General features: G+C 71.5%; 22 protein-coding genes. 8 read left to right on the top strand and 14 right to left on the bottom strand.

Translation table 11 applies throughout. The features are described from left to right. The first annotated feature begins 65 nt into the window (after positions 1–65). Entirely contained in the window at positions 66–1181 is a 1116-nt protein-coding gene (locus IB242_RS11900) for an NAD(P) transhydrogenase subunit alpha (protein ID WP_192279557.1), read from the top strand. A 15-nt stretch (positions 1182–1196) separates the two neighbouring features. Here IB242_RS11900 and IB242_RS11895 read toward each other — a convergent pair whose 3' ends face one another. The 3 genes from IB242_RS11895 to IB242_RS11885 are packed head-to-tail and all read right to left on the bottom strand — an operon-like array spanning position 1197 to position 2532. Continuing rightward, positions 1197–1622, bottom strand: a complete 426-nt coding sequence (locus IB242_RS11895) for a DUF3106 domain-containing protein (RefSeq protein WP_192279555.1) — start codon at positions 1620–1622, stop codon at positions 1197–1199. A 5-nt stretch (positions 1623–1627) separates the two neighbouring features. After that, positions 1628–2011, bottom strand: a complete 384-nt coding sequence (locus IB242_RS11890; protein WP_192279553.1) for a hypothetical protein — start codon at positions 2009–2011, stop codon at positions 1628–1630. Further along, positions 2008–2532 (bottom strand): RNA polymerase sigma factor, encoded by a 525-nt coding sequence (locus IB242_RS11885; RefSeq protein ID WP_192280528.1) that lies wholly within the window; start codon positions 2530–2532, stop codon positions 2008–2010. Before IB242_RS11885 ends, IB242_RS11890 begins: the two co-directional genes overlap by 4 nt. Before the next feature lie 232 nt (positions 2533–2764). On the opposite strand from IB242_RS11885, the gene IB242_RS11880 reads away from it, so the two are divergent. Genes IB242_RS11880 through IB242_RS11870 form a run of 3 tightly spaced genes read left to right on the top strand, consistent with a single transcriptional unit; the run spans position 2765 to position 5015 of the window. Further along, entirely contained in the window at positions 2765–3073 is a 309-nt protein-coding gene (locus IB242_RS11880) for an NAD(P) transhydrogenase subunit alpha (RefSeq protein WP_192279551.1), read from the top strand. Then, positions 3070–3564 carry a hypothetical protein gene (locus IB242_RS11875; protein WP_192279549.1) on the top strand — a complete coding sequence of 165 codons (495 nt, stop codon included), beginning with the start codon at positions 3070–3072 and terminating at the stop codon, positions 3562–3564. Before IB242_RS11880 ends, IB242_RS11875 begins: the two co-directional genes overlap by 4 nt. Then, a complete protein-coding gene (locus IB242_RS11870; protein WP_192279547.1) occupies positions 3561–5015 on the top strand; it encodes an NAD(P)(+) transhydrogenase (Re/Si-specific) subunit beta in 1455 nt (484 codons plus the stop codon). The genes IB242_RS11875 and IB242_RS11870 overlap by 4 nt, the downstream gene beginning before the upstream one ends. A 57-nt stretch (positions 5016–5072) precedes the next feature. On the opposite strand, the gene IB242_RS11865 is transcribed toward IB242_RS11870, so the two are convergent. Then, positions 5073–5501: a hypothetical protein gene (locus IB242_RS11865; RefSeq protein WP_192279546.1), complete on the bottom strand. Its 429-nt coding sequence runs from the start codon at positions 5499–5501 to the stop codon at positions 5073–5075. Between the two features lie 98 nt (positions 5502–5599). Here IB242_RS11865 and sufT point away from each other — a divergent pair, with 98 nt between their 5' ends. Continuing rightward, positions 5600–6151, top strand: coding sequence for a putative Fe-S cluster assembly protein SufT (gene sufT / locus IB242_RS11860; protein ID WP_192279544.1), 552 nt, complete (start codon positions 5600–5602; stop codon positions 6149–6151). A 205-nt stretch (positions 6152–6356) separates the two neighbouring features. On the opposite strand, the gene ybaK is transcribed toward sufT, so the two are convergent. The 5 genes from ybaK to wrbA are packed head-to-tail and all read right to left on the bottom strand — an operon-like array spanning position 6357 to position 8992. Beyond that, on the bottom strand, positions 6357–6833 hold the full coding sequence (gene ybaK / locus IB242_RS11855) for a Cys-tRNA(Pro) deacylase (RefSeq protein WP_192279542.1): 477 nt from the start codon (positions 6831–6833) through the stop codon (positions 6357–6359). Positions 6834–6844: 11 nt separating this feature from the next. Continuing rightward, positions 6845–7330, bottom strand: a complete 486-nt coding sequence (locus IB242_RS11850; protein ID WP_192279533.1) for an asparaginase domain-containing protein — start codon at positions 7328–7330, stop codon at positions 6845–6847. Beyond that, positions 7330–8061, bottom strand: a complete 732-nt coding sequence (locus IB242_RS11845; RefSeq protein WP_192279531.1) for a hypothetical protein — start codon at positions 8059–8061, stop codon at positions 7330–7332. The genes IB242_RS11850 and IB242_RS11845 overlap by 1 nt, the downstream gene beginning before the upstream one ends. Then, a complete protein-coding gene (locus IB242_RS11840) occupies positions 8058–8399 on the bottom strand; it encodes a DUF2069 domain-containing protein (protein WP_192279529.1) in 342 nt (113 codons plus the stop codon). The genes IB242_RS11845 and IB242_RS11840 overlap by 4 nt, the downstream gene beginning before the upstream one ends. Beyond that, a complete protein-coding gene (gene wrbA, locus IB242_RS11835; RefSeq protein ID WP_192279527.1) occupies positions 8399–8992 on the bottom strand; it encodes an NAD(P)H:quinone oxidoreductase in 594 nt (197 codons plus the stop codon). Before wrbA ends, IB242_RS11840 begins: the two co-directional genes overlap by 1 nt. Before the next feature lie 102 nt (positions 8993–9094). On the opposite strand from wrbA, the gene IB242_RS11830 reads away from it, so the two are divergent. Genes IB242_RS11830 through IB242_RS11820 form a run of 3 tightly spaced genes read left to right on the top strand, consistent with a single transcriptional unit; the run spans position 9095 to position 11179 of the window. After that, entirely contained in the window at positions 9095–10336 is a 1242-nt protein-coding gene (locus tag IB242_RS11830) for a YihY family inner membrane protein (protein ID WP_225540541.1), read from the top strand. A 1-nt stretch (position 10337) separates the two neighbouring features. Beyond that, positions 10338–10913 (top strand): TlpA disulfide reductase family protein, encoded by a 576-nt coding sequence (locus tag IB242_RS11825; RefSeq protein WP_192279523.1) that lies wholly within the window; start codon positions 10338–10340, stop codon positions 10911–10913. Further along, the gene (locus IB242_RS11820; RefSeq protein ID WP_192279521.1) at positions 10913–11179 is read left to right on the top strand and encodes an acylphosphatase; all 267 of its coding nucleotides are present in this window, start codon (positions 10913–10915) and stop codon (positions 11177–11179) included. Before IB242_RS11825 ends, IB242_RS11820 begins: the two co-directional genes overlap by 1 nt. A gap of 101 nt (positions 11180–11280) precedes the next feature. Here IB242_RS11820 and ppk2 read toward each other — a convergent pair whose 3' ends face one another. The 5 genes from ppk2 to hemA are packed head-to-tail and all read right to left on the bottom strand — an operon-like array spanning position 11281 to position 15463. Then, the gene (gene ppk2, locus IB242_RS11815; protein ID WP_192279519.1) at positions 11281–12084 is read right to left on the bottom strand and encodes a polyphosphate kinase 2; all 804 of its coding nucleotides are present in this window, start codon (positions 12082–12084) and stop codon (positions 11281–11283) included. 5 nt (positions 12085–12089) lie between these two features. Further along, a complete protein-coding gene (moaB, locus tag IB242_RS11810; RefSeq protein WP_192279517.1) occupies positions 12090–12611 on the bottom strand; it encodes a molybdenum cofactor biosynthesis protein B in 522 nt (173 codons plus the stop codon). 54 nt (positions 12612–12665) lie between these two features. Further along, complete coding sequence (locus IB242_RS11805; protein WP_192279515.1) at positions 12666–13088, bottom strand: hypothetical protein; 423 nt, start codon at positions 13086–13088, stop codon at positions 12666–12668. A gap of 34 nt (positions 13089–13122) precedes the next feature. Then, on the bottom strand, positions 13123–14205 hold the full coding sequence (gene prfA / locus IB242_RS11800) for a peptide chain release factor 1 (protein ID WP_192279513.1): 1083 nt from the start codon (positions 14203–14205) through the stop codon (positions 13123–13125). Next, positions 14183–15463 carry a glutamyl-tRNA reductase gene (gene hemA / locus IB242_RS11795; RefSeq protein ID WP_192279511.1) on the bottom strand — a complete coding sequence of 427 codons (1281 nt, stop codon included), beginning with the start codon at positions 15461–15463 and terminating at the stop codon, positions 14183–14185. Before hemA ends, prfA begins: the two co-directional genes overlap by 23 nt. Positions 15464–15494 lie beyond the last annotated feature (31 nt).

Raw genomic sequence — 15494 nt, 5'->3', positions numbered from 1 at the left:
ATGCGGCGCACCACGCCCCCGCCTTTGCTAGCATCGGCCCGATCCCAACCGGGCGAGGGGCAGGCATGGCGGTGGAAGTGCTGGTACTGCGCGAGGCGGCATCGGGCGAGCGTCGCGTGGCGGCGACCCCGGAGACGGTGCGCAAGATGACCGCGCTCGGTGCGCAGGTCGTGGTGGAGGCGGGTGCAGGCGAGCGGGCCGGCATCGTCGACCAGGCCTATCTCGATGCCGGTGCACGCCTCGCCGGTGCGGACGCCCGCTCGACGGCGGCCCTGGTGGTCTGCGTGCAGCCGCCGCCCGGCGAGACGATCCAGGCGCTGGCTCCGGGCGCGGCCCTGGTCGGCATGCTGCATCCGCAGGCCGATCCGGCGCGCGAAGCGGCGCTGCGCGCGCGCGGCGTGCTGGCCTTTCCGCTCGAACGCCTGCCGCGCACCACCCGCGCGCAGTCGATGGACGTGCTCAGCTCGCAGGCCGGCATGGCCGGCTACAAGGCCGTGCTGATCGGCGCGCAGCTGGCGCCGCGGTTCTTCCCGATGCTGACCACCGCCGCCGGCACGATCCGTCCGTCGAAGGTGCTGGTGGTCGGCGCCGGCGTGGCCGGGCTGCAGGCGATCGCGACCGCGCGCAGGCTCGGCGCGCAGGTCGAGGGCTTCGACGTGCGCCCGGAAACGCGCGAACAGATCGAATCGCTGGGCGGCAAGTTCCTCGACCTGGGGGTGAGCGCGGCCGGCGAGGGGGGCTACGCGCGCCAGCTGACCGACGAGGAGCGCGCGCTGCAGCAGCAGCGCCTGGCCGACCATCTCAAGGGGATCGACGTGGTGGTCTGCACCGCCGCCGTGCCGGGACGGCCGGCGCCGAAGATCCTGTCCACCGCGATGGTTGCCGGCATGCGGCCGGGCAGCGTGGTGGTCGACCTGGCCGCCGAAACCGGCGGCAACTGCGAGGCCACCCGCCCGGGCCAGACCATCGACCTGCAGGGCGTGACCATCGCCGGCCCGCTGGACCTGGCCAGCATGGGTGCGATCCACGCCAGCGAGATGTACGCGCGCAACGTCTACAACTTCGTCGCGCTGTTCCTGGCCGGCGACGGCCTGGCGTTCGACTGGAACGACGAACTGCTGGCCAGGACCGCCTGGCCGCAGGCGCCGGTGGCCGTCAGCGAGGCGCCCGCCGTCGTCTGAGCGGGGCGGCGGCCCTCAGCGCTGCCGGTCCCCGCCGCGGTTCTCGCGCAGCCACTGCTCGCGCTGCTCGGGCGACATGTGCTCCCAGCGTTCCTGGAACCGGGTGCGCTGCTCCGGCGTCATCTTGCGGGTCTGGATGAAGATCACCCGGGCGCGCTCGCGTTCCTCCGGCGGCATGTTGTCGAAGCGACGCATGCCCCGGCGCGCCTTCTCGCGTTCCTCCGGCGACATCGCCTTCCAGCGCTGCGCATGTTCGAGCATGCGTGCACGCTCGTCGGGAGCGGCATTCCAGCGCTCGCGCACCGGCGCGATCAGCGCCTCGCGTTGCTCCGGGCTGAGCTTGTCCCAGGCTGGCAGTGCGGAGGGCGGTGCGGTCTGCGCGAGCCCGGCCAGCGGCAGCGCCAGGAGCAGCACGAGCAGGGGGACATGTCGTTTCTTCATCGCCATCACTCCATCGCCAGGGCCGGCGCTTCGGAGGCCAGCCACAGGTAGAAACCGGGATCTTCCTGCAACGGCTCGACCACGCTGGTGGTCAGGTCGGCGTCGTCGGCCATGCCGGCAACGGCGGCGGCCGTGGCCGTAGGCGCAGGCGCCGGGTGCGGCGCCGGCGCATCGCCCAGCTGCAGGCCCACGGCCACCGCCAGCACGGCCGCGCAGGCGGTGCCGGCCAGCCAGCCGCCGCGCTGCAGCCAGCCCTGACGGGCCGGTGTTGCGGTGGCGGCGCGCCGGGCGTCGCGCAGCCGGCGCAGCACCTCCGGCGAGGTGTGCGCCAGCGCGCTGGCGTGCAGGGTCCGGGCATGCCGGTCGACGGGGTCGGGTCCGGTGGTCATCGGACATCCTCCAGTTGCAGATTCAGGGCCTGCCGCGCACGCGACAGGTGGGTCTTGACCGAGCCTTCCGAGCAGCCCATGGCGCGGGCCGTGGTCGCCACGTCCAGATCCTCGAGCACACGCAGGGTGAAGGCCTCGCGCTGCCGGGCCGGCAGGGTGCGCAGCGCCTGCACCAGCCGTGCGTAGGCCTGCTGACGGGCGTGGCTCTCGGCAGGACCGGCATCGGGATCGGCCCAGTCGATGCGGCTGTCCTCGGCGCGCTCGTCGTCGCCGGCCGGTTGCAGCCAGCGCAGCCGGAAGCGCGCGCGGCGCTGCATGTCGATGATGCGGCGGCGCAGGATGCTCCAGAACAGCGGTTGCCACTCCTGCGCCGGCCGCTGCTGGTACCGGAGCATCTTCAGCATCGCGTCCTGGACCGCGTCCAGCGCGTCCTCGCGATGGCGCAGGCCGATCTCGGCGAAGCGGAACGCGCGTGGCCCGGTCTCGGCCAGGAACGCATCCAGCGACGCCCAGACCGGCATCGCCGCGGGCGCATCGAGCAGGGGATCGGTGGTCACCAGCACAGCTTAGCCTCCGGCACGGATGCGGCGGGGGCTGGTCTGGTCGATGTCCGGAGGGTGGCGCGCATCGCGGGATCCGATCGTCGTCTCTGCAGCGGACAAACGCTCCGCCGGCGTCATGGTTGACAGCGGCACCGGTTCAGGCAGCGGTTATGATGCGCCGATGGGGCGCCTGGCTCCGGGGAGGACGCGGATGAACGACGGTTTCGTTGCGCTGTACATCTTCATGCTGGCGGCCATCGCCGGCCACGTGATCATCTCGCGGGTGCCGGTGATCCTGCATACCCCGCTGATGTCGGGCTCCAACTTCATCCACGGCATCGTGCTGATCGGCGCGATGGTGGTGCTCGGCCATGCCGACACCACGCTGGAGAAGGCGATCGGTTTCGTCGCCGTGCTGCTGGGCGCGGGCAACGCCGCCGGCGGCTACGTGGTGACCGAACGGATGCTGGAAATGTTCAAGAGCAGCAGGAAGCCGCCGGCCAGGGATGGCGACCAGTGAGCCGGCCGCACATGCCGGCCACCTGGCGCAGTCCGCGCAGGCTGTTCCATGCGGTGAGCTACCTGCAGTACCCGTTCATGCTGCTGGCCTGCTTCCATGTGATCCGGCCCTATTTCCAGGGCTTCGCGTCGATCTTGGAGGACTTCAACCTCACCCTGCTGTTCGCGGGAGTCGGGATCGGCTTTTCCTCGCTGCAGGATCCGACCACCACCCAGAACGAGGTGTCGCGCCAGGTCTGGGAGGATCCGCGCAAGGGCAGCCTGGCCATCGGCATCATCACCGGGGTGGTCGTGTTCTCGATCGGCGGTGGGCTGGCGGGCCTGTACGTGGCCGAAGGCACGGCCTGGTCGCAGATCGCGATGGGCCTGGTCGGCCTGGGGCTGGGCATGTTCGGCCTGCTCAAGACCGCCATCGAGATGTTCGAGCACCATCGGCTGGACAGGAATCCATCGCGTGCCGTGCATCCGGCGGAACAGGGGGAAGGCGCATGAGCGGGGGCGAATTCGAGGTCAGGGCGTGGCTGGTGGGTGTGAGCTACCTGGTGGCGGCCACGCTGTTCCTGCTGGGGCTGCAGCGCATGGCATCGCCGGCGACCGCGCGCAGCGGCATCCGCTGGGCCGGCTGGGGCATGCTGATCGCCACCGCGGCCACCTTCTTCCTGCCCGGGCTGCACAATCTGCCGCTGATCGTCACCGCGCTGGTGCTGGGCACGGTCACCGCCTGGGTGTCGGGCAAGAAGGTGGCCATCACCGACATGCCGCAGATGGTGGCGCTGTACAACGGCATGGGCGGCGGTTCGGCCGCGGCGATCGGCGCGGTGGAGCTGCTGCGCTTCGCCGACCTCGCGGGCCGCGACACCACGCATTGGAGCGCCTCGGCCATCGCCGACCTGGCGGCACGACAGCCGTCGACCACGGTGCTGACGCTCGCGGTGATCGGATCGGCCATCGGCGCGGTGTCGCTGTCCGGCTCGATCGTCGCCTGGGCCAAGCTGGACGGGCGTCTGGACCGGCGCGTCACCTTCCCGGGGCAGCAGGCGTTCAACCTGCTGGTGGCCGTGGCCATGGCCCTGCTGGGTGCGTGGGCGGCACTGAGCCTGCAGCCGGCGGTGATCGTCGCGTTCTTCGTTGTGGCGCTGGCGCTGGGCGTGCTGATGACCCTGCCGATCGGCGGCGCGGACATGCCGGTGGTGATCTCGCTTTACAACGCGTTCACCGGGCTGGCGGTGTCGTTCGAGGGCTACGTGCTGGGCAACGAGGCGCTGATCATCGCCGGCATGATGGTCGGCGCGGCCGGCATCCTGCTGACCCGGCTGATGGCCAAGGCGATGAACCGGCCGATCAGCGGCGTGCTGTTCGGCAGTTTCGGCGGGGGCGGACAGGCGCAGGAGATCAGCGGGGCGCAGAAGCCGATCGAGGCCGGCGACGTGGCCGCGATGATGGCCTACGCCGAGCGCGTGGTGATCGTGCCCGGCTACGGTCTGGCGGTGGCCCAGGCCCAGCACAAGATCTGGGAGCTGGCGCAGCGGCTGATCGAGCGCGGGGTCAAGGTGAAGTTCGCGATCCATCCGGTCGCCGGACGCATGCCAGGGCACATGAACGTGCTGCTGGCCGAGGCCGGCGTGCCCTACGACCTGATCGTCGACATGGACGACATCAACCCCGAGTTCCCGAACACCGACGTATCGCTGGTGATCGGCGCCAACGACGTGGTCAACCCGGTGGCCAAGACCGATCCGGCCAGCCCGATCTACGGCATGCCGATCCTGGACGTGGTCGCCTCGAAGAACACCATCGTGATCAAGCGCGGCAAGGGCACCGGCTTCGCCGGCATCGAGAACGCGCTGTTCTACGCCGACAACACGCGGATGCTGTACGGCGATGGCGCGGAGATGGCCGGAGCGCTGGTCAGCGAGCTCAAGGCGCTGGACGGCGGGCACTGAGACCCGCCTCGCGGCCGCGTCCGGCATCGGGCGTGGCCGCCGCCCGTGCGGTGGCTGTCAGCGTGCGGCCAGCAGCGCCGCCAGCGGTGCCAGCGCCAGGCAGGCCAGGTCGGTGCCGGTGTTGGCCAGCGCCGACAGCGTCCACGCGTAGCCCGGGCCCATCTTCAGCAGCGACTCCCACGGCATCAGGCCCATCTGCGCGCCGATGTGGCCGGCGGCGATCGCCCATTGCGCGGCGGCCACCACCACCAGCGTCGCCAGCACGGCGAGCAGCATCCGTGGCAGGCCGCGGCGCATCCCGCCCAGGCGCAGCATCAGTCCGGCCTGGACGCCGGCGGCCAGCGCCAGCCAGCCATGCTGGCGGCCGGTGGACAGGCCGAGCAGGCTCCAGGCGATGGCCAGCGTCACGGCGCCGAGCACCAGCAGGAACAGGGACACCAGCAGGCCGGGGCGGCGGCTGGGCGATGGCGGGACGGTCGACGGCATCGGCTGGCAACGGCGGAAGGACCGGCAAGGATACGCGAGGCCGCATCGGCTAAAATGACGGCTTGCCCGGACACCCCGGCGCCCCCATAAGCAAGCACATGTACTCCCGCAGCAGTGAACCCGTCCGTTTCGAGCGCGACTGTGCCGCCGTCATGGTGCCGCAGGGCGAAGCCGTGACCCTGCCGGCCGGCAGCGTCGGCTACATCACCCAGGGCCTGGGTGGCAGCTACACCGTCTTCGTCGAAGGCACCCTGTTCCGCATCGCGGGCAAGGACGCCGACGCGATCGGCAAGGAGCCGCCGGAAGAACTGGCATTGCCGGACGACGCCGGCGACGAGGAGGTCGAGGCGATGGTCTGGCGCCAGCTGCGGACCTGTTTCGATCCCGAGATCCCGTTCAACATCGTCGACCTCGGCCTGGTCTACGAGGCCACGCTGCGCCACCGCGAGGACGGCCAGCGCGGCGTCGACGTGAAGATGACCCTGACCGCGCCCGGCTGCGGCATGGGCGAGATCCTGGTCGACGACGTGCGCAGCAAGCTCGAGCAGATCCCGACGATCGCCGACGCCGATGTCGAGCTGGTGTTCGATCCGCCGTGGGGCCAGCACATGATGTCCGAGGCCGCGCGCCTGGAAACCGGGATGTTCTGATCCGATGCCGCCTGCGGGCGGCATCGTCGTTTCCGGCGCCGGTGACCGGCCCTTCGCGCTGGTCGGCGATGCGATGGGGCGTGAGTCGGCTCGATCCGTTTCGCCGCGGGACGTCGGACGTCACCGATGCAGGCGGGAATGTCCGCGTCGCGTTTCCTGCAGCACCGCAGGACCCGGGCGGCGGGCAGGGCGCCCGCCGCGGCGCTCAGTGCGTGCCGAGGTCCGCCAGCTGCGCGTCCAGCACCCGCCGTGCGTCGGCTGGATCGAGCTGCAGCAGCAGGCCGCGCTGGCCGGCGTTGATGTAGACGCTGGCCTCGGCCGCCGCGTCGCGGTCGAGCCACACCGGCACCGGCCGCTGCTGGCCGAACGGGCTGATTCCACCGACCTTGTAGCCGCTGCGGCGTTCGGCCTCGGCGACCTCCATCATCCGCGCCGCCTTGCCGCCGCAGAGGGCCGCCAGCGCCTTGAGCTGCAGCTGGCGGTCGCAGGCCAGCACCACGCAGGCCGGGCGCGCATCGACCCAGGCCATCAGCGTCTTCAGGACCCGCGCCGGTGGTGCTCCCAGCGCGGCGGCGGCCTGCAGGCCCTTGCCCGCGGCATCGGCCGCGTAGTCGTAGGGATGCAACGTGTAGCGCACGCCGGCGGCGTCGAGCACGCGCGTGGCGCGGGTCGCCATCGACACCGCGGCCGGCCTCAGATCGCTTCGAAGCGGTTGGCGTCGACGTTCTTGCGGACCTTCTCGGGGTCCCAGATGCGGCCGTTCATCGCGATGTAGACCCCGGCAGGCAGCGCCTGCACCGCGCCGATCGCGCAGCCGATGTTGAACTCGGCGTCCGAGCCGCGGAAGCGGGCCGGGCTGAGCGCGCCGGTCATCACGATGGTCTTGTCCGGGATCGTCGCCAACACCTTGCCGGTCTGGACCATGCTGTCGGTGCCGTGGGTCACCAGCACGTGCCGGGTCGGCTGCGCGGCGATGGTGGCGCGGACCAGCTCGCGGTCGGCATCGGTGATGTGCAGCGAATCCTTGCGCAGGATCGGGATCACGTTGAAGCGGAAGGTCACGCCCAGCTCGCGCAGGATCATGCCGATCTGCGGGTCGCCGATCTGGTAGTCGGACTTGTCGTCGAAGTAGATCTTGTCGATCGTGCCACCGGTGGTGACGATCAGAAGCTCGTCCATCATGGTTCCTGGGAAGGGCCGGCGCCGGGCGCCTGGTCTGGGAGGACGACATGATACGGCGCGTCGTACCAGTCGCAGAGCCGCAGCCAGTCCGGTCCCGGCGGCGCGATCGCGGTCCAGTCCGTGCCGTCGCGACGCTGGAAGGCGCAGGCCAGCGGCGTCGCGTCATCGGTCGCGCCCGTTGCCACGCCGACGGTGGCCAGCAGATCCATGTTGCCGCCGTCCAGCACCGCGGTCCGCCCGTCCAGCCGCCAGGCATGGAATTCCCAGCTGCAGCAGCTGGCCCGGCCGGCCTCGACCAGATGCCCGTCCATCACCCACAGCTCGGCGTAGCCGCCGCTGAAGAACAGGCGCAGCTCGCCGCTGGCCGGGTCCAGCCGGTAGAGGGCGCCGAGGCAGTTGGGGCCGGCGCCGCACAGCCCGCGGATCTCGACCTCATGGATGCCGTCGCCGTCGATGTCGACCAGGCTGGCGCCGCGCAGCGGCTCGCCCTCGGGATCGGCGACCAGGTCGAGCCGGCGCACGAATCCCTCCACACTGGGTGCGGCGTGATCGACCAGGACCCGAACGAAGCCGGCATCGTCGGGATCGGGCAGGTCGCGCAGTTGCAGTCGCAGACGCGAGCCGTCGCGGTTGCGCTGCTCCTGGACGTCGCTGGCGCAGGCGTCCGCCACGCTGCCGGTGGCCAGCAGCGCGACCAGCAGCCGGGCGCAGGCCGACGTCCGGATCACCGCCGACGCCTGCCGAAGCGCGCGCTCAGCCCGGGCCAGCTCGAGGCCAGCACCGCCAGCACCGACAGCCCGATCTCCGCCAGCGCGAACAGCCGCTGTTCGGGATGGCTCCAGGCCACCATCACGCCATGGCTGAACCAGAACAGCGCCAGCACGCCGGCCCAGAACGTGGCCTTCGGCCCGCCGCGCAGCACGAATGGTGCCAGCAGCAGCGGCGGGGCGGCGAAGACCAGCAGCGAGGCGACGACGTGGCGGTCGTCGTGGTACCAACCCGCGTACAGCAGACCGAGCGCGAGCAGGGTGGCGGCCAGCAGCCGCTGCGAGGTGTGCGCGGCCATCAGCGGGCCAGCCGCGCGGCGATGTCGGCCAGGCGCCGGCCCAGGGCGCGTGCCAGCGCGGCCTCTTCCTCGCTGGGTTGCGGGTCGTCGTTGGCGCCGGACACATGGCTGGCGCCGTATGGCGTGCCGCCGGTGCGGGTGCTGCTGAGCAGCGGCTCGGTGTAGGGAATGCCGACGATCACGCAGCCGTGATGCAGCAGCGGCAGGTGCATCGACAGCAGGGTCGATTCCTGGCCGCCATGCTGGGTCGCGGTGGAGGTGAAGGTGGCGGCCGGCTTGCCGGCCAGCAGGCCGCTGGCCCACTCGGCGCCGAGACCATCGATGAAGTGCTTGACCGGCGCGGCCATGTTGCCGAAACGGGTCGGGCTGCCCAGGGCGATGCCCGCGCAGTCGGCCAGGTCCTGGGAGGTCGCGTAGGGTGCGCCGTCCTCCGGCACCGGCGGGGCCGCCTGCTGGGTCACCGCGGCGACCGGCGGAAGCGTGCGCAGCCGCGCCTGCATGCCCGGGACCTCTTCGATGCCACGGGCGATCTGCCGCGCCAGACGTGCGACCGAACCGCCGCGGCTGTAGTAGAGGACCAGGATCTCGGCCATGCGCGCACTCCGTGTGGGATCGCCGCCCAGTATCGGCGATGCGGCCTTCGCCGCGCATCGGGTAGGCTTGCGCGGATGAGGCTCGCCCGGATCGCGGCAGGGATGAACGAACGCATGCGCGACCGCGCGCGCGCGGCCTCGTTCGGGCGTTTCCTGTGGCGGCGTTTCCTCGACGACCGCCTGTTCCAGGCCGCCGCCGCGCTGGCCTACACCAGCGCGTTCGCGCTGGTGCCGCTGGCGGTGGTGGTGTTCGGCGTGCTGGCGGCGTTTCCGGTGTTCGACCGCTGGAGCGACCAGCTCAGCGACTACGTCTTCTCCAACTTCGTGCCCAGTGCCGCGCGCGCGGTCGAATCCTCGCTGCGCGCGTTCTCGGCCAGCGCCGGGCAGCTGACCGCGGCCGGCATGGTCGCGCTGGTGGCCTCGCTGCTGGTCACCCTCAACAGCATCGAGGGCACGTTCAACCAGATCTGGCGGGTGGCCTCGACCCGGCCGCGGCTGAGCCGCTACCTGGTCTACTGGACCGTGCTGACCCTGGGCGCGCTGCTGGCCGCGGCGATGCTGTCGATCTCGGCGCGCTTCTTCGCGCTGCCGCTGTTCGCCACGCCGGAAGGGCGCTGGCTGGCCGACCTGAGCCTGCGCCTGGCGCCGGTGCTGATCGAGTTCGTGGTGGTGACCCTGGTCTACCGCGTGGTGCCGCACCACACCGTGCAGTGGCGGCATGCGGCGGCCGGCGCGGTGCTGGCGGTGTTCCTGCTGGAGCTGGTCAAGACCGGCCTGAGCCTGTACCTGGGCAGCTTCCAGGCCTACCAGAAGCTGTACGGCGCGCTGGCGATCATTCCGATCTTCCTGCTTTGGATCTACCTCGGCTGGGTCGCGATCCTGCTCGGCGCGTCGCTGGCATCCTCGATGGCCGCATTCCGCTACCAGCCGGCGGCGATGCGGCTGCCGCCCGGCTACGAAGCCTATGCGCTGCTGCGCCTGATCGGTCGCTTCCAGCAGGCCCGGCGCGGTGGCCGTGGCCTGCATACCGCGCAGATGCTCGAACTGGAGCCGCTGCTGACCGACTCGCTGCTGCAGGAATTCCTGTGCCGGCTCGGCGAGATCAACCTGCTGCGCCGCGACGAGCAGGGCGAATGGCTGCTGGCACGCGACCTGGACAGCCTCACCCTGGCCGAGCTGTACGAAGCCTGCCAGCTGCGCGTGCCGGTCGACGAGGCCTGGCTGCCGTGCCGCGACGACGAACTGGGCGCGGCGGTGACCGCCGTGCTCGACGACCTGCGCCTGCCACTGCGTGCCGCACTGAAGCGGCGCGTCGGCGACCTGTATGCGAACACCGGAGACTGACATGCGTGTACCCCTGATCCTCGCCTCGCTGGTGCTGCTGGCCGCCTGCCAGCGCGATGCCGATCCCGCGGCCACGCCGCCTGCCGCTGCTGCGCCGGCCGCCACCGGCGCGCAGGACGGCGGCACCGAGGCGGCGGGCAACGGCGTGGTCGATGCGACCGCGGAGGTGCCCACCTTCACCGGCACCGCCACCGACGGCACGCCGTACGATCTGGCCGCACACCGCGGCCGCTGGGTGGTGGTCAACTTCTGGGCGACCTGGTGCGGGCCGTGCATCAAGGAGATGCCGGAGCTGTCGGCGCTGCACACGATGCGGCAGAACGTGGAGGTGGTCGGCCTGGCCTACGAGGACATCGAGCCGGCCGACATGCAGGCCTTCCTCGAGGAGCGGCCGGTGTCGTATCCGGTCGTGGTGCTGGACCCGATGCGACCGCCGCAGGATTTCGCGACGCCGCGCGGCCTGCCGACCACCTACCTGATCGCGCCGGACGGCAAGGTCGCGCGCCACTTCCTCGGCCCGGTGACCGCGCAAGACATCGAGCAGGCGATCGTCGACGGCGGCGGCAAGGTCGGTTGATGGCCGCGGCGCGCTTTCTCGTCTCCGGGCGCGTGCAGGGCGTGTTCTTCCGTGCCTCGACGCGCGACCAGGCCTTGCGGCTGGGCCTGCATGGCAGTGCCGTCAACCTGGACGATGGCCGCGTGGCGGTGATCGTCGCAGGTGAGGACGCCGCGCTGGAGCAGCTGCAGGTCTGGCTGCATCACGGCCCGCCGGCGGCGCGGGTCGACACGGTCGAGCGGCACCCATCCCCCGACACGGTCGAAGACGGATTCATCATCGGCTGAGCTCGCCGCGGAGGCGCTGCGGCCGCCTGCCGCCGGTGTGGCGACCTTGCCTCAGAACCGGAGCGCGCGCGATGACGGGCGCCGCTGCGCCGCTGCGCCGCTCAGTCATCGGCCGGCGGCGAGAACGACGCGATCGGCGTCAGCACGCCGTAGCGTTCGCGATGCAGGCGTCCGCGCAGCGGCGGCAGCTCCAGGTTCGAGATCGCGTCGGGCCGGGCCGGCAGGCGGTCGAGCAGGTCGCGGATCAGGGTCAGCCGGCCGCGGCGCTGGTCGTTGAAGTCCACCAGCGTCCACGGCGCGTGCGCACTGTGGGTGGCGGCCAGCATCTCCTCGCGGGCGCGGGTGTAGGCCTGGTACTGGTGGCGGGCCTGCAGGTCCACCGGCGACAGCTTCCAGCCCTTCAGCGGATCCTCGCGGCGCTCGGCGAAGCGGCGTTCCTGCTCGGCCTGGTCCACGCCCAGCCAGTATTTGAACAGCAGGATGCCGTCGTCGACCAGCTGCTGCTCGAACACCGGCGCCTGCACCAGGAAGCGCGCGTGCTCGGCGTCGCTGCAGTAGCCCATCACCCGCTCGACGCCCGCGCGGTTGTACCAGCTGCGGTCGAACAGGGTCATCTCGCCGGCGGCCGGCAGGTGGCCGACGTAGCGTTGGAAATACCATTGCGTGGATTCGCGCTCGGTGGGCCTAGGCAGCGCGGCGATCCGGCACTGGCGCGGATTGAGGTGCTTGGCGATCGCCTGGATCGCGCCGCCCTTGCCGGCGGTGTCGCGGCCTTCGAACAGCACCACCAGGCGCTGGCCGCTGTGCTGCAGCCAGGCGGCCATGTGCGCCAGCTCCAGCTGCATCGGTTCCAGCAGTGCGTGGTAGCGACGCTTCTTCAGCGGCTTGTCGCGGTCCTTGCCCATGCCGGTCAGGCCTCGCGCAGCCGTGGACGGATCGTGGCCAGGTTGCAGGGCTTGGTGCGCGCGTCGAGCTGGTGGACGATGATCTTTTCCCACGCGGTGCGGCAGGCCGAGGTCGAACCGGGCAGGGCGAACACGAAGGTCGCGTTGGCCAGGCCGGCGAAGGCGCGCGACTGCAGCGAGGACGTGCCGATCTCCTCCACGCTGACCGCGCGGAACAGTTCGCCGAAGCCGGGCATTTCCTTGTCCAGCAGCGGCAGCAGCGCCTCGGGCGTGGAGTCGCGGCCGGTGAAGCCGGTGCCGCCGGTGACCAGGATGCCGTCCACGTCCGGGTCGGCGATCCAGGCCGAGACCAGCGCGCGCATGCGGTAGCGGTCGTCCGGCAGCAGTGCGCGTTCGCGGACGCGGTGGCCGGCGCCGGTGAGCGCGCCGACCAGATAGTCGCCGGAAGTGTCGGTGTCGAGGCTGCGGCTGTCCGAGACGGTCAGCACGCAGATGTCCAGGGGGATGAAATCGCGTTCGGCAGTCATGCGCCGAGGGTAGCACCGGGCGTGTCCTGCGCAGCTGGACACTTCGTCCCGGACTCAGGGTGTCAGGCGCTCGACCAGCCGTCGCCACGCCTCGCGCGGTCGCCGCAGCAGCGGCAGTCCGGCGATGAAGACCGACAGCGCCATGCCCGGGAACATGCCGGCGACGTACATCCACACATCGGCCGGCCAGACGCGGTAGGGACTGACCCGGTAGACGGACGGATCGTGCGCCATGCCGGGAACGCCGGCCAGGCCGGCGAGCCATGCGGCGACCGACGCCCCGCCGCCGATGGCGACCAGACCGAGCGCGATGAGCTCGACGACCGCGACCATCCCGCCGATGCAACCCTGCGGCAGCCAGCGGAGCGACCAGCGCATCCACAGCAGGAACGGCGGATAGACGGCCCAGAAGATCGGTGGCGCGCACAGTCCGCCGACCAGCCCGCGCAGGAATTCGCCGGCAACCGGCCCGATCATCGGTCCGCGCCGATCATGGCTCCGCGCGGTGGCGTCACTGCGCCGACAGCCGTGCCAGCTCGTCGACCTGGTGCTCGTGCATCAGCCGGTCGACCAGCGGCGCCAGCTCGCCTTCCAGCACGTTGGGCAGGTCGTACAGGGTCAGGCCCTCGACGCGGTGGTCGGTGATCCGGCCCTGCGGGAAGTTGTAGGTGCGGATGCGCTGGCTGCGGTCGCCGCTGCCGACCTGCAGCTTGCGGGTCTGCGCCTCGGCCGCGGCCTGGCGGCTGCGCTCGGCATCGAGCAGCTGCGCCTTCAGCCGCTTCATCGCCTTGTCGCGGTTGGCGTGCTGGCTGCGTTCGGTCTGGCATTCGACCACCACGCCGGTCGGCAGGTGGGTGATGCGGATCGCCGAGTCGGTCTTGTTGACGTGCTGGCCGCCGGCGCCGGAGGAACGGAAGGTGTCGACCTTCAGGTCGGCCGGGTTCAGCGCGACCTCCTCGACCTCGTCGGCCTCGGGGATGATCGCCACGGTCGCCGCCGAGGTGTGGATGCGGCCCTGCGATTCGGTCGCCGGCACGCGCTGTACGCGGTGGGTGCCGGACTCGAACTTCAGCCGCGAATACGCGCCGCGGCCGACGATGCGGGCCACGATCTCCTTGTGCCCGCCGTGCTCGCCGGGGTTGTCCGATTCGACCTCGACCTTCCAGCCCTGGCGTTCGGCATAACGCGCGTACATGCGGAACAGGTCGCCGGCGAACAGCGCCGCCTCGTCGCCGCCGGTGCCGGCACGCACCTCGAGGAACAGGTTGCCGTCGTCGCGCGGATCCTTCGGGACCAGCAGCAGCAGGAGTGCGTCGTTCAGTTCGGCCAGCCGCGCCTGGGCGCTGGCGATCTCCTCGTCGGCCAGTTCGCGCAGCTCGGGATCGGCGCGCATCGCCTCGGCCGCGGCCAGGTCGGCCTTGGCACGGGCCTCGTCGCCCAGCGCTACCGAGACCGGTTCGAGCTGGGCGAACTCGCGCGACAGGTCGCGGAAGCGGGCGTTGTCGGACAGCACGCCGGGGTCGGCGAGCAGGCGTTCGAGTTCTTCGCGGCGCTCGGCCAGCGCTTCGAGCTTACGGCGCAGGCTTGGGGTCATCGGGCTGCCGGGTGTGGTGGTAGGGCGCCTTGTCCGGGAACAGCCGGTCGGCGGCGCGCGCCAGCTCGACATCGCCCGTGAGCGCGGCCTCGCGCAGGGCGGCCGTCGGCGGGTGCAGCAGGCGGTTGGTCAGGGTGTTGGCGAGGAACTGCAGGACCTCGTCCGGATCACGGCCGCCGGCCAGCTGCTGGCGGGCGCGGGCCAGGACCTCGTCGCGGGTGCCGTCGCCGAGCGCGCGCAGGCGCTTGAGCGAATCCTGGCGGCCGGCGGCCTGCAGGGTCTCCATGTAGCGGGCGACCTGCAGGTCGATGATCGCCTCGGCCGCTTCGGCCGCCTCATGGCGGCTGCGGCGGTTGTCCTCGACCGCGCGCTCGAGGTCGTCGACGGTGTACAGGTAGGCGTCGGCCAGGTCGGCGATGCCGGCCTCGATGTCGCGCGGCACGGCCAGGTCGAACAGCAGGACCGGCTTGCGCCGGCGCGCGGCCAGCGCGGCCTCGACCTGGACCCGGCGCAGCACCGGCTCGCGCGCGGCGGTGGCCGAGAACACCACGTCGGCCTCGGCCAGGTGCCGGTCCAGCTCGGTCAGCGGCAGCGCGTAGCCGCCATGGCGCGCGGCCAGTTCCTGGGCGTGGGCGAGGGTGCGGTTGGCGACCAGCAGCCGGCGCACGCCGCCCTTCACCAGATGCCGTGCGGCCAGTTCGATGGTCTCGCCGGCGCCGATCAGCAGCACGGTGGACTCGGACAGGCGCGCGAACGATTCCTGCGCCAGCCGCACCGCGGTCGAGGCGACCGAGACCGGGTTCACGCCGACGCGGGTGTCGGTGCGTGCGCGCTTGGCCACGGCGAAGGTCTGCTGGAACAGCCGGTCCAGGCGCCCGCCCAGCGCGCCGTGTTCGCGCGCCAGCGCCCAAGCGTCCTTCACCTGGCCCAGGATCTGCGGTTCGCCCAGCACCATCGAGTCCAGCCCGGTGGCGACCCGGAACAGATGCCGGACCGCCTCGGCATCGCTGTGCCGGTAGGTGTAGGCGTGAAGGCCGCTGGCGTGGCCGTCCAGCCAGTCCACCAGGGTGGTGTCGCTGGAGGACACCGCGTAGATCTCGGTGCGGTTGCAGGTCGACAGCAGCGCGGCCTCGGACACCTCCGGCAGCGCCCGCAGCGAGGCCAGCGCGCCGGCCAGCGCGTCACCGGCAAAACTTGCCCGTTCGCGCAGGTCGACCGGCGCGGTCTGGTGGTTGAGTCCGAGAAGCCACAACGTCATCTGTTCAGGTGCTTGCGTTAATCTGCTGGCC

It is taken from the genome of Xanthomonas sp. XNM01 (assembly GCF_014851915.1).
Taxonomy (GTDB): domain Bacteria; phylum Pseudomonadota; class Gammaproteobacteria; order Xanthomonadales; family Xanthomonadaceae; genus Pseudoxanthomonas.
This window is presented reverse-complemented; position numbering and strand designations above follow the sequence as displayed.

Bases quoted from the DNA above. Each gene is read 5' to 3' on its own strand.
- sufT (WP_192279544.1), top strand. From the start codon at position 5,600: ATGTACTCCCGCAGCAGTGAACCCGTCCGTTTCGAGCGCGACTGTGCC.
- IB242_RS11885 (WP_192280528.1), bottom strand. From the start codon at position 2,532: ATGCCGGTCTGGGCGTCGCTGGATGCGTTCCTGGCCGAGACCGGGCCA.
- IB242_RS11820 (WP_192279521.1), top strand. From the start codon at position 10,913: ATGGCCGCGGCGCGCTTTCTCGTCTCCGGGCGCGTGCAGGGCGTGTTC.
- IB242_RS11865 (WP_192279546.1), bottom strand. From the start codon at position 5,501: ATGCCGTCGACCGTCCCGCCATCGCCCAGCCGCCGCCCCGGCCTGCTG.
- IB242_RS11830 (WP_225540541.1), top strand. From the start codon at position 9,095: ATGAACGAACGCATGCGCGACCGCGCGCGCGCGGCCTCGTTCGGGCGT.
- ppk2 (WP_192279519.1), bottom strand. From the start codon at position 12,084: ATGGGCAAGGACCGCGACAAGCCGCTGAAGAAGCGTCGCTACCACGCA.
- IB242_RS11900 (WP_192279557.1), top strand. From the start codon at position 66: ATGGCGGTGGAAGTGCTGGTACTGCGCGAGGCGGCATCGGGCGAGCGT.
- IB242_RS11825 (WP_192279523.1), top strand. From the start codon at position 10,338: ATGCGTGTACCCCTGATCCTCGCCTCGCTGGTGCTGCTGGCCGCCTGC.
- hemA (WP_192279511.1), bottom strand. From the start codon at position 15,463: ATGACGTTGTGGCTTCTCGGACTCAACCACCAGACCGCGCCGGTCGAC.
- IB242_RS11805 (WP_192279515.1), bottom strand. From the start codon at position 13,088: ATGATCGGGCCGGTTGCCGGCGAATTCCTGCGCGGGCTGGTCGGCGGA.
- IB242_RS11890 (WP_192279553.1), bottom strand. From the start codon at position 2,011: ATGACCACCGGACCCGACCCCGTCGACCGGCATGCCCGGACCCTGCAC.
- prfA (WP_192279513.1), bottom strand. From the start codon at position 14,205: ATGACCCCAAGCCTGCGCCGTAAGCTCGAAGCGCTGGCCGAGCGCCGC.
- IB242_RS11840 (WP_192279529.1), bottom strand. From the start codon at position 8,399: ATGGCCGCGCACACCTCGCAGCGGCTGCTGGCCGCCACCCTGCTCGCG.
- IB242_RS11880 (WP_192279551.1), top strand. From the start codon at position 2,765: ATGAACGACGGTTTCGTTGCGCTGTACATCTTCATGCTGGCGGCCATC.
- IB242_RS11870 (WP_192279547.1), top strand. From the start codon at position 3,561: ATGAGCGGGGGCGAATTCGAGGTCAGGGCGTGGCTGGTGGGTGTGAGC.
- IB242_RS11895 (WP_192279555.1), bottom strand. From the start codon at position 1,622: ATGAAGAAACGACATGTCCCCCTGCTCGTGCTGCTCCTGGCGCTGCCG.
- IB242_RS11850 (WP_192279533.1), bottom strand. From the start codon at position 7,330: ATGGACGAGCTTCTGATCGTCACCACCGGTGGCACGATCGACAAGATC.
- wrbA (WP_192279527.1), bottom strand. From the start codon at position 8,992: ATGGCCGAGATCCTGGTCCTCTACTACAGCCGCGGCGGTTCGGTCGCA.
- moaB (WP_192279517.1), bottom strand. From the start codon at position 12,611: ATGACTGCCGAACGCGATTTCATCCCCCTGGACATCTGCGTGCTGACC.